Raw genomic sequence first — 12144 nt, forward strand, 5'->3', positions numbered from 1 at the left:
GGAATGGATTCGCTTTACGGTTGCTTGAAAAAAGAAATAAGACGGAAAGTTGAATTGTTGACGGATACTTTTTAAAGGAGAATAAAATGGCAGACCATACAATTCACAGGGGATTTGTTAATACCCCCAACGGTCAAATACATTATGCCGAAGCGGGTCAGGGTGAACCAGTACTGCTGCTCCATCAAACCCCCAGATCCTGGACCGAATATGAGCAGGTACTTCCCATTCTGGGAAAGAGATTCCGGGCGATTGCCATGGACACCATCGGCTTTGGAGATTCATATCGCCCACGGGTAAAGGCGAGTATCGAACATTATGCTTCCGGGGTGGTCGATTTTTTAGACGCAATGGAGATAGACAGGACGTCCCTGGTGGGTCATCATACCGGTGGGCTGATCGCCTTTGAATTCGCAGCGTCCTGGCCTCAACGAGTCTACAAACTGATTCTTTCTTCTTGTCCCTTTACAGACGAGGCGGATCGTGAAAGGCGAAAAACCCGTCCACCTATTGACAAAGTGACCTTTTCCGCCGACGGTTCCCACCTGACTGAGCTCTGGAATAAACGGCAGCCATTCTATCCAAAAGGCCGTCCCGACCTTATCGCCAGATTTATGCTGGATGCCCTGAAAGTGTTGGACCAGGTTGAAGAAGGGCATCATGCGGTCAATGCCTACAAGATGGAGGAAAAAACGCGAAGCATAACCTCACCCACGCTTATCATGGCAGGCACGGAAGACCCGTTCGCCTATCCCCGCATGGATCCGCTGTCCAAAGCTATTAAGGGAAGCTTAACCGCTGAGATCGAAGGGGGAATGGTCCCCATGCCGGAGCAAATGCCGGATGTCTTTTCACAATGTATTCTTGATTTCATATAACACACATGTCGGCCTGCCGACACAACGAATAACGAAAATGGTATTATGCCGACCCCGAAAGTTGAGTATTTAACAATCAATGATGATTGGAGGAATAGTGTCCGAGAGAATCGAAAAAGGGATTTGCGGTATCTGCGGGGCCGGTTGCGGTGTGAGCATCGGCCTTGAAAACGATCGAATCACCAAGATCCTACCCTGGAAAACCCATCCCCAGTGTATCGCCTCTTTTTTCGGCCGGGGAAACTTTGAGGAGTCTATCTGGAAAATGTTCTCTCCCAATGAACAAGGCTATACCATTCCGAACTCGATTTTTATGCCTTTGGGCTCACCCAATGCCTTCTCCATCGGCACCATTTGTCATCTTTCCCACGCATTTGTCGCACCGCTTACAACATTTGGTGCGTCTGGCGGTATACTCCAGCCGGATCTCGAACATGCTGATATCATTTTTGTCTGGGGAGCCAATCCAGCCACAGGTTCACCCTTACAGACCTTTCTCCGGCTAAAAAAGGCCAGCACCAGAATATTCCAAACCTTGTCAAGCTCCAGCCGAATGCGGAAGCCATTCTGCATCCCCATGACGCCGGACCCCGAAAGATCTCCAGCGGTGATAAGATATGGGTAAAGACGGCACGGGGTAAAATTAAATTTGTCGCCCGGGTCACCGAAAAGATCGCCAAAGGAGTAGTGGAGGTAAACCAAGGCGGGGGGGTATCCAATCAGGCCGACGGATGGAAAGACAGCAATGTCAATTTCCTGACTGACGATCAAAACCGGGATCCCATCACCGGATTTCCTGTCTTCAAGGCGCTTCTTTGTGAGTTGGAGAAGGTTGATATATCTCAAAGCACGTGATGTTAAACCTGAGGTATTGCTTACGCCGTGATAACGATGTCCAAAAAAATTACTCACATCATTTTTCTATGGCGGTGGTGGTTGAAATGACAGGATCATTTCAATACGGGTTTGGCAGCGTATCCTGAAAACCGTTGTTGATATTCTTTGGGCCGCAGGCCCGTCAGCCTGACAAAGATTTTCCTGAAAAAAGAAATGTCTTCATAACCGACCTGATAGGTGATGTCGTTGAAGGTCCGGCTCCCTTCCTCCAGAAGGCTTTTGGCGGTTTCCACCCGCAATTGCTGCAGATATCCCAAGGGGGTGACACCCGTGGCCTGTTTGAAACGGCGCTCCAGGGACCGGCGGCTCATCCGGAATTTTTCGGCCAGCCGGTCGTAATCAATGGGGTGGGTTTGATGCTGTTCTATCCACCTCTGGGCCTTAAGGACAAAGGGATCGCCATGGTCGTTTGAAAAAAGAAAACGGCCGTAGGGGGTCTGCATTTCCCGTCCCAGATCCAGGACCATGGTCTTGGCAGATTCCAGGGCAGCTTGCCGGCCACAAAATTTTTCCACCAGGTAAAGGGATAAATCCATGCCGGCATTCACGCCTGCCGAACAATACAGGCGACCCTGGTCGATGAACATTTTGTCCGCTTCTAAATTGATATGGGGATATTTTTTGCGAAACATCCCTGTAAATCCCCAGTGAAGGGTGGCGGATTTTTTGTCCAGCAAACCGGTTTCCGCCAGTAAAAATACGCCGGTGCAGATACTGGCCACATGGGCACCCTGCCGGTATTGCCGGCAAATCCAGGGAACCAGTTCAGGGTTTTTTTCAAGAATCTGTTTGATATACGTGGCCGAAGCAATGATAATTAAATCGGTTGTGGGAATGTCCTCAATGCTGCAATGGGGCTGGATAAGGACATTATTTGTGCAGCGGATGGGGTGCCCGTCTGCCGAAGCAATGGTGACGTCAAAAAACGGGGTTTGCGGGGTATTGCCCACACGGTTCCAGAGCCGTCCTGCCTGGTTCAAGATATCCATGGGACCGAAAATAGTGGTGGCCATGGAGTTATACAGTCCAAGAATCGTTACTTTTTTCATTGGTTATCCTTAAAATAATGGATAAATGTCGATATAGACACCTAATATGTCGTTTATGCCACTTTTTTTATTTTCATGCAAGCCCTATAATTAACCTTATTTTTTCAACGAAAGGAGACCGGTTATGACATCTGAACGAATCAAGGCTTCCCTGGCCCCCTGCGGCCTGAACTGTGAAAAATGTTTTGCCCATGTGGATGGTGATATCCGCAAGTACAGCCTGAAACTCAAGGAAAAACTGGGAAATTTTCACCTCAATGCCAAGCGGTTTGAAACCTTGCTGGACGACCCGATATTTAAAAAATATGCTGATTTTAAAGAGATGCTGGATTATCTGGCTTCGGAAAATTGCAAAGGGTGCCGGAATGAGCAGTGCAAATTGTTTAAAGATTGTGGGGTCCGCAGGTGTCACCAGGAAAAACAGATTGATTTTTGCTACCAGTGTGACGCGTTTCCCTGTGACAGAACCCATTTTGATGAAGGCCTGTATAACGGGTGGGTACAGATCAACGAGAAAATTAAACGGATAGGTCTGGAGGAATTTTATGAACAGACCCGGAACCGGCCCCGGTATTGATGACATCCATTGGAAATGGGCGGTACCATGCAATAAGGTGTGGGACAGGCATCAGTTGTGGGAAGGTGTGTGTCTACGGAACTGTTTTTTGACCCTCCAGCACGTTACGGATAATTTTGACGAGTTCACTGATGACCACTGGTTTTTCATAGTATTCACTGATACCCATGTCCAGGGCTTTTTGTCGGTTGATCAATTCGTTATGACCGGTGCATAAGATGATGGGCTGGTCCGGTCGAAGGCGAAGGATCTTTTTTGCAAGTTCCAATCCGGTCATTTCAGGCATGGTCATATCCGTAATAACGACATCAAAAAAACCCGGCTGCTGTGCATAGACGTCAAACGCCTGGTGCCCATTTTGGAAAGGACTTACCGCATATCCCAATTCCTTTAAAAGTTCCTGCACAGTCCTTAGCAGGCATTCTTCATCATCAACAAGTAAAATTTTTTCCGTTCCGGAAACCGGGGATTCTTTTTCTGGGGAGGGATGGGGATCTGCGGATTGTTCAACGATGGGCAGATATACGTGAAAGGTTGTTCCCTTTTCCGGCTCGCTGAAAACGTCTATATGCCCATTGTGTTCCTGCACGATACCCAAAACGATGGCCAGGCCAAGCCCTGTACCCTTACCGGATTCCTTGGTCGTAAAATAGGGATCGAAAATTTTTTCCATAATCGCGGGTTCAATACCGTGACCGGTATCACTGACATCAAGTTTAAGATATTGGCCGGGTTTAAACTTTGATCCCAAAATACACGCTTGTTGTGAGACCGTTATCTTATTCAGGCCCACGGACAAAATGCCGCCGTTTTTTTGCATGGCATGATAGGCATTGGTGAACAGGTTCATGATGACCTGATGGATTTGTCCAGGGTCTGCCATCACCAATGCCTCGGAAAAATCAGTCTGCTTGATTTGAATCGTTGTCGGTATGATTGCCCGTAGCAGCTTAAGAGACTCTTTGACCACGACACACAAAGAGAGCGGATGTTTTTTATGGGGTGATTTCCTGCTGACGGCCAGGATCTGCTGAACCAGCGCACTGGCTTTATGGCTCACTTTGATGATCTGATCAATATTTTTTTTGGCTTTTTCCGGATGGCTCAGGTTATTTCTGGCCAATTGGGAAAACCCGAAGATTCCCGAAAGAATATTGTTGAAATCATGGGCAATACCCCCTGCCAGGGTTCCAATGGCCTCCATTTTATGGGAGTGGCGAATTTTTTCTTCAAACCGTCTCCTTTCTGTCAAATCCCGGGCAACTCGCAATATGGCATTTCTATTGTCGTATTCAATATGACTGCTGCTTATCTCGACAGGAATCAACTTTCGTGTTTTCGTCGTGCAGGTGGTTTCAAAGATCAGTTTCCTTCTGGGTTGCTGCTCATCTACCGGGGACTGTAAAACCGGGTCAGAATCGTGGGCATAGATGTCCGAAATATTCATTTTCAGCAATTCTTCACGGCTATATTGCATAAGATCAATGGCTTTCTGGTTGACTTCAAGGAATTTGCCATTCAGGTCAATGATATAGATGGCATCATTGGCACTATTGAAAAGCGTGCGGAATTTTATTTCTGACCGTTGAATCAGCAGATTAGATCTATGCAATTCATTGAACAGACTTCGATATTTAAATGCCAATTGGCCAATTTCATCTTTTGGATAGTCTGTTTTCACATCAACAGAACCGGACTGGATATCTTTGACCAGTTTAATCAGGGGGGTCAGTGATTTTTGTACCCAAAACGCAGCAATCAAGAGACCCATAAAAAAACAACCCAGGATCAGAAAAATGATGCCCCTTGTTTCTGATTTAGCAGCAGAGACCACCGTTTCAAGAGGCTGTTGCACGATCAAACCCCAGTTTGTAATGCCAATAGGATGGAAAGATGCGATCCATTTTTTATGGTCATAAGCGTAAGTGACAGTTCCGGTTTGCCCTTTTAATACCTTTTCTACGGGCTCATTTTTTAATATGCGGTATTCATTGAAGGCATTGTAATTCAGTTTTTGATGGCTGTGAGCGATAAGCCAGCCCTTGGAAGAGACCAGGTAGACGTGAGAATTTTTTAACAGGCCTGGGGTGGATATGACTTTCACCAGGGCATTATTTCCAGAAAGAATCAACACACCTCTTAAAAGAGCGGATCTCCCTCCATCCGTGTCGTTTATCGGTGTTGAAAAGCCACCCACGAGGGTGCCTATTTTTGATTTTACAACATCAAGAAACACGGTTTTACCGGTTTCAAATGTTTCATTGACCCAATGGATGTTCTCCATGGGGATTTTTTCCCCCACAAGTTTTGGGTGGGTTGGATAGGACAACCATTTTCCATCATTGTCCATGACAAAATAATAATTAAAAAAATGATTCGATCTGTTAAGGGTGTTCACTGTGTCGTCCAGAGACGCTTTGTCCATGGACACAAATGCCGGCAATGACGACATCTCCCGGAGTTCTTTAGCGGCTGTGTCCAGGCTTAGGGTTATTTGGTCTGCCAGGTATGTGGCGACTTTGTTTTGCGATAGTTTGATTTCCTCCATTTTTCTTTTTTGGAATTTGGGTGCAATATAAACCAGCTGGATGAGTAAGGCCGCACCAAAAAGAAAGGTAAGGGCAATCAGGAGTTTGCCTTTGATACTATGAAAGAAAAAGTGTTTCACACGTTGCAATCCCAATTCGCTTTATGCGATGTCAGAGAAATACCCGGTCGATGATGCTTCCGGTTGTCCATGATGTCCTGAATAATAGATAATTTTAATATTATCCAGTGGAAATTTCATTTTGACACGTTTAATGAAAATGAAGATATCGCAAAAAGCCCGTCAATGCAAAACAAATTGTCAGATTGTCATGGAAATAATTGAGATTTTTTTAAAATCCATCCAGCCGGGACCGGATGTTGCTGCCGTGGGGCAACGGGGATCTCTGCAGTGGAGGGGGGGGCCGGCTCAAACAGGGAAGCGCCGGCCTGACCCTGGATTTATTTTTTTGAGGTTCCCAATGCCTGGGACTGCGCCGGCATTACCTTTCTATAGACGCGATCAAAGGGCAGCTGACGGCCGTTTACGGTCAACAGATCCGCTTCAACGGAAATACCAAACAAGGTTTCGTTTTCTTCAAGATACGGATGAATCAACGCCCAGTCAGCATCTGACAGTTTCGCAAAAATACCGCCGTTCAAATGCTCATCCACGACCTTGCAGTCCGGGTCTCTCAGATAAATGGCACCGCCGGAAGCCAGCGAGAACAGGTTGGAGCCGGGATAGGGCATGGAAAGATCAATGACCTTGCCGTTATCATCAAAGGCAATCCCGTTAACAATAACAAATCCGCCCCCGTTTAACGGATCGCCTGCCATAAAAGATTCTGCCAGATAATCCAGACAGGTGCCGTTGATCACCACCCGGGGTCTGCCCGTGGCATTAATCAGGGGACGTCCGGCAGCATTGCCCATAATATAGACCTCCCCGCCCTTGGCACCGTACATGAAGGTTTGTCCCACATCTCCATGAACCACAAATTTACCGCGTTTCATGATTTGTCCCAGCTGGTCCTGGGCATTGCCGTGGACATGGATCTCCATGCCGTCAATCCCCGAGGCCATATAATCCCCGGAGCTGTCATATACATCAAATCGGACATCGTCAGAACCGGCGCCAAACCCGCAGCCGGTGAATCTCTGACCTTTGTACCCATAACAGATATACTGCTTCCACCCCAGTCGGTAAGCCTTATTTATCAGTCGGGAGTCACAGTCCTTACCTTCAGGTTCAAATTCTTTTGCATTTACCACAAGGATTTTTTCATTTTCCAGGGGGGCCCTTAACGCCTGCCGGGTCGAACGGTCAATATAGGCGTATAAACGGTTTTTACGATCGCCTATTTGGGGAGAGGATTTAAAAATAGTTGTCAGGCTCTCCCGGATGATCTGGAGGACAGAACTTCGTTTTTTATTGGCAGTTGGAAAAATTCTGTCGTTTAAGTGGGTTAACAGATCAATGGCCATGGTTTGATTGGCATCGCTTTTTGTTGCAAGGACTTCAATGGTGCTGCACAATCGTGTGATGTCCTGAAAATCCAGGTCAACAAGTTCTGATATGCAGTATTGTTTCATTTCCTCCCGGGCATTGTCAGAAAATAATTTTGTTATCCTGCCGGCTTGAGGGCTCTCTTCAAAAGAAGGGGACATATCCACAGAACGGTCAAAATGGCGTTGGTCTTTCCGGGTCTGAACGATGTCGCCAAACTTATTCTGGGTGATGAGGTGTTTTGATCCATTCCCTTTTCCTGAATCCTTGATGGTAAACGTAAAGGCGCCGCCATCGGTGGCACTTCCGCCCCTGGCATTCCAGTATTTGTCGGCAATGGGGCAAAACCGGCTGTCTTCGGCGGCAATGCTTTGCAAGGTGGCATCAATGGCCTGTTTTTCAGAACAGACAAGGCCGATCTGAACCTCGTCCCTTTCCTGGAGGGCAAATACCTGGGGCCGGAGCATGGCCGTGTCCGTGATCCCGATCAACTGCATCAGGTTCTTATACGGGTCATTTCTGGCAATGATAAAAAACCAGGGTCCGTCCGGGGAGCCGGTCATGTGCTGAGATTGAATATACCGGTAAACATCCTGCTTTTCCCGGGGCAGGCAGTCAAAATCATATTCCGTGGTGGGTGCCAGGGCTTCAATGATATATTCCAACGGGTAATTGAACACCCGGTTGTATAAATCCAGCAGCAGAACAGAGGTTTCCGTATCCGTAAGGAACTGGGGGTAGATATGATGCTGGTTTAAATATTCACATACGGCATGATAATTGGCAAAATCACCATTGTGGACCAGGGCCTCGTGCATTCCGGAAAACGGATGCGCGCCTCCGGGATGCCACAGGCGCCCCCGGGTCGGATACCGCTGGTGGGCAATCCAGCCATGGGCCCGGAAATCATCCAGGCAGTAATACTGGGTGGCCTGCTCGGCATAGCCCACCACCTTCAGGATCATCACGTTCCGGGCATGGGACAGGACAAAGGCCTGTTTTTCCCCAAGGGAGGCATAATAGGTCTGGTTCAGGCGATTGGAATTCTGGAAGACAAATTCATCTTCCGCCTTGCGCCTGTCCATGTCATGAAAATGATTGGCCTGGATAAAATTTTCAAGTACACTTGGTTTGACCCTGACAAAATACCGCCAGACATCCGGTGGTTTGACTTCAAGGCCAATGGTGGTGTAATCATCAATGGTGGGGATTCGTTCAGACTTATAGATGTCAAACAAAGGGGTGATGCTGGTGGATTCCACCTGGGGGATAGCAATATTATCCAGATATGCCACCTGCAAAAGGTAATGGTCTTCCAGCACATCCTGGGGAACACCAAGGTCGCCGGCACTTAATCCCACTGCGGCAATGCCGCCGCCTTTGCCGTTACCCCGGTTGTGCATTTGAACCGAGGGTTCGTAAATATGTTTGCCTGCAATGGGAATGGAGGCCATGAATCCGGTCACACCGCAGCCGCCTTCTTCATCACATTTGTTCACCGGTGTTTTAATGTGGGGCAGCCGCCCTCTTGATGCCAGTATGTTGTTTATGATTTTATCCGTATTCATATGAGTCATTATTGAAATTCCTTATTATCTCAACTTTCGGTCATTCGCTTTAATGGTCAGGGGCAGGTTTTTTTATGGTGCTTTTTATCATTATGTCATGACCAGACAGGTAAAAAGTGCCATAAAGAAAGCCTGACCCCATGTAAAATGGGTAACGCCAAAAGTTGAGGTGTTATAAAACCATTTTGGAACTGGGTGCGGGCTGGTAGCGGTTTCTTTCTTCTTGGTCCAGATAATCCAGGTGCACCAGAAGATCTGACCGGCCCCGGAGCTCCCGGATGCTTTTCAGTCCATAGGATCTCAAGATATCGCACCATTGTTTGCGCCAGGCCATATACATGTTTACCAGACGCTGTTCCACATAGGCTTCATCGATCATGCATCCCAGTTCAGGATCTGTGGTGGCGATCCCCCTGGCGCATCCCCGGCCGCTTTCACAATTGCCACACCTGACACATTCCACTGCCACCAGATCGGCGGTACCGATCACACACCCGTCTGCTCCCAGGGCGATGGCCTTTGCAATGTCAAGCCCGTTCCGGATGCCGCCGCTGGCGATGAGGCAGATCTTGTCCCTGGCCCCTTCTTCCACCAGAAACCGGTGAACTTTTGGAATGGCATATTCAATGGGCATGGCAATGTTTTTTTTGGCAATGTCCGGGGCGGCTCCGGTCCCCCCGTAACTGCCGTCAATATGAATAATATGGGCACCGGCATAGTAGGCACCAACGGCCACCATGTCCACATCCGTTGGGGTGGATACCTTTATGGAACATAAAACATTGTGATTAATTTCCTTCATCCAGTCCACATGCTTTTTATGGTCTTCAACCGAATAGACGGAATGGAAAGGGAAGGGGGAAAAAAGGGAACTGCCCACAACGGTCTCCCGCATTTTGGCCACTGCTTCCGTGACTTTTTCTCCCAGGAGATGACCGCCGAGACCGGGTTTTGCCCCCTGGGCATACTTGAATTCCATGACGGGACACTGCTGGATGGTTTCTTCCCTGACCCCAAACAGGCCGGTGGCCACCTGGGTGATGACATGCGCTTTATAGGGAAGGAATTCCGGCGGATATCCCCCTTCACCGGTACAGGTCAGGGAGTTCATCCGTTTGGCCGCCCGTGCCCGTCCCACAATAACGGATAAAGCGGTGGAGCCATAGGACATGCCGCCGCCGTAACAGGGAATGGAAATGGTTTTCCGGGGCCGGCCGTCTCCTGTTTTGTTCAGGTCAATGCTGGTATCCATGTCTTCATCACTGATGTCCAGGGCAAGCCCGGGATCCGGTTGAACAAACCGCATCATGTCAAATCCGCCGCCGGAGTTGCCCAGGTTGTATTCCAGGTTCACATGGGGGGCTGCCCCGGTTTCTGCCAGGGCAAAATGACCCAGCAGCATTTCCGGTGGCCAGCGGTAATCTCCCATGGTGTCCAGGAGAGGATTCTCCTTGAGGGTCAAGGCATCTTCCGGGCAGTGTTCAATGCAGTAGTGGTCTGTTTTTTTACAGTCGAATCCAATGCATTTGTGTTCGATGGGCCTGAAGGGGGACGCGTGACCCTCCGGTTTAATGTGAACCCCATAGGAACAGAGGTCGGCACATTTTCCGCAGGAGATACAGTTTGAATTTCGTTTAATGATATATTTGCCGATGGTATTGCGAAACCGGGAAGGGGTTTCGCGGGTTTCAGGCAAGGGGTTTTTTTTCGGGCTCATAACTTATCCTACGTCTATAGATACGTTTCGTTCACCAAAAATCGGTGCAAAATTTTCTCGTTCAAGGTCCTCAAACCACATGGAGCGACCGACTTCACCTCTCAGCCGCCGGGCTTCCCTTAAGCCCATGGCGCCCAGCATTTCCAGCATCTGGTTGCGCCAGGCCCCCATGAGATTGGTGATCCGGTTGCAGCCATACGCCGCATCAAGGGTTTCAAATGCCACCGGGCAGGGCAGCCCTTTTTTACACCGGTCGCACAGGCGGCATTCCATGGCAATGAGCAGGGGCAGGTCAATGACCACCCCGTCGGCACCGCAGATAATGCTCTTGTTCACATGCTCAGCCATGCTGATCCCGCCCGATGCCAGAATGTTGATCTGCTGCCGCGTGGCAGCATCGATCAATGCCAGATGGATATCCCTTAACATATCTTTGATAAATCTCGGATGGTCAGATTCAAACGCTCTACCCTTGGCGTTGGCATAGACATGGAGGGTGTCGATATCGGTTTTGGAAAGGTCAACGCAAATTCCGGCATAATCAAGATCTGCACTGAGCTTGACGCCCACGCTGATACACAGTGTTTCGTTCATGGCCTTTAAATCGCTCAATACGGTTTCAATCCCCGGTTCCCATTCAATTTCAACCATGTCAACAAGGGTCAAAAGTTTTGGATAGTGGTGATAATTTTTTTTTGTCACCAGCGGGATGATGGTGGGTCCATACGAAAGGAGATCTTCTCCCACATCGGCTGCAGGCATAAACAGTTTTGTCCCGATATCCTGTGCTGCATTGAGCATGGAGAGGCGGACGTTTTTGCTTAAGAGGCCAAAATCAGGCTGCTGGAACAAGATGGGGAGCGGAACCTCGAGAATGGGTCGAACGTCAGTGGCAAGGGAGCCGTCCGTATTAAAGGCCAGTCTTTCAGGCCGCCTTGACAGTTCGATGCAGGTATTGATATATTCCCGGCCATGGATGCCGTCCCGGGTGGGCCGGACAATTTCAGACATATCCGTCCACATGGAATCAAATCCTTTTCCCACAAAAGGCCCCCGGTATCCGGCCCCGGATACGGGGACGCTTCCGGTATGGGCCTGGTACCAGGTCCGGCCCAGGACGTCCGGTGTCCAATAGTCATCTCCGATTTCCCGATATTCCGGGTTGACCACCCGGGAAAAAATTCCCTTGGTGCATTCTTGAATACACCGGAAACATGAATTGCAGGTGTAGAGATATTCAGGCTCCTCCATTTTACTCATATGCAGGTAATTGTCCTTGAAGATGTCATACACACATTTTTTCTTTACACACGCTTTGCAGCTTCCGGCACAGTCTTCCCTGAACTCTATGGTGGCATATTTACCCACAGGATAAAATCTTGGCAAAGCCGCCTTTGTGTGGATATTGTATTTTTGAGGCAT

General features: G+C 48.6%; 9 protein-coding genes. 4 read left to right on the plus strand and 5 right to left on the minus strand.

Translation table 11 applies throughout. The annotated features are described in order from the left end of the window. The first annotated feature begins 86 nt into the window (after window positions 1-86). From Q1Q15_RS02275 to Q1Q15_RS02285, 3 genes are all read left to right on the plus strand, one after another. Window positions 87-878, plus strand: a complete 792-nt coding sequence (locus Q1Q15_RS02275; RefSeq protein WP_300456071.1) for an alpha/beta hydrolase — start codon at window positions 87-89, stop codon at window positions 876-878. 97 nt (window positions 879-975) lie between these two features. Beyond that, window positions 976-1503 carry a hypothetical protein gene (locus tag Q1Q15_RS02280; protein WP_300456074.1) on the plus strand — a complete coding sequence of 176 codons (528 nt, stop codon included), beginning with the start codon at window positions 976-978 and terminating at the stop codon, window positions 1501-1503. Next, on the plus strand, window positions 1446-1733 hold the full coding sequence (locus Q1Q15_RS02285) for a molybdopterin dinucleotide binding domain-containing protein (protein WP_300456233.1): 288 nt from the start codon (window positions 1446-1448) through the stop codon (window positions 1731-1733). Before Q1Q15_RS02280 ends, Q1Q15_RS02285 begins: the two co-directional genes overlap by 58 nt. A 95-nt stretch (window positions 1734-1828) precedes the next feature. On the opposite strand, the gene Q1Q15_RS02290 is transcribed toward Q1Q15_RS02285, so the two are convergent. Continuing rightward, window positions 1829-2824, minus strand: a complete 996-nt coding sequence (locus Q1Q15_RS02290) for a helix-turn-helix domain-containing protein (RefSeq protein WP_300456077.1) — start codon at window positions 2822-2824, stop codon at window positions 1829-1831. A gap of 124 nt (window positions 2825-2948) precedes the next feature. On the opposite strand from Q1Q15_RS02290, the gene Q1Q15_RS02295 reads away from it, so the two are divergent. Continuing rightward, the gene (locus Q1Q15_RS02295) at window positions 2949-3401 is read left to right on the plus strand and encodes a DUF3795 domain-containing protein (RefSeq protein WP_300456080.1); all 453 of its coding nucleotides are present in this window, start codon (window positions 2949-2951) and stop codon (window positions 3399-3401) included. Between the two features lie 73 nt (window positions 3402-3474). On the opposite strand, the gene Q1Q15_RS02300 is transcribed toward Q1Q15_RS02295, so the two are convergent. The 4 genes from Q1Q15_RS02300 to Q1Q15_RS02315 form a co-directional block, all read right to left on the minus strand. Further along, a complete protein-coding gene (locus tag Q1Q15_RS02300) occupies window positions 3475-6069 on the minus strand; it encodes a response regulator (RefSeq protein WP_300456083.1) in 2595 nt (864 codons plus the stop codon). Between the two features lie 320 nt (window positions 6070-6389). After that, window positions 6390-9014: a hypothetical protein gene (locus Q1Q15_RS02305; RefSeq protein WP_300456085.1), complete on the minus strand. Its 2625-nt coding sequence runs from the start codon at window positions 9012-9014 to the stop codon at window positions 6390-6392. A 163-nt stretch (window positions 9015-9177) separates the two neighbouring features. Continuing rightward, window positions 9178-10722 carry a glutamate synthase-related protein gene (locus tag Q1Q15_RS02310; RefSeq protein WP_300456087.1) on the minus strand — a complete coding sequence of 515 codons (1545 nt, stop codon included), beginning with the start codon at window positions 10720-10722 and terminating at the stop codon, window positions 9178-9180. Between the two features lie 3 nt (window positions 10723-10725). Then, window positions 10726-12144, minus strand: a complete 1419-nt coding sequence (locus Q1Q15_RS02315) for a glutamate synthase-related protein (protein WP_300456089.1) — start codon at window positions 12142-12144, stop codon at window positions 10726-10728.

The organism is Desulfobacula sp. (genome assembly GCF_030145145.1).
Classification (GTDB): domain Bacteria; phylum Desulfobacterota; class Desulfobacteria; order Desulfobacterales; family Desulfobacteraceae; genus Desulfobacula.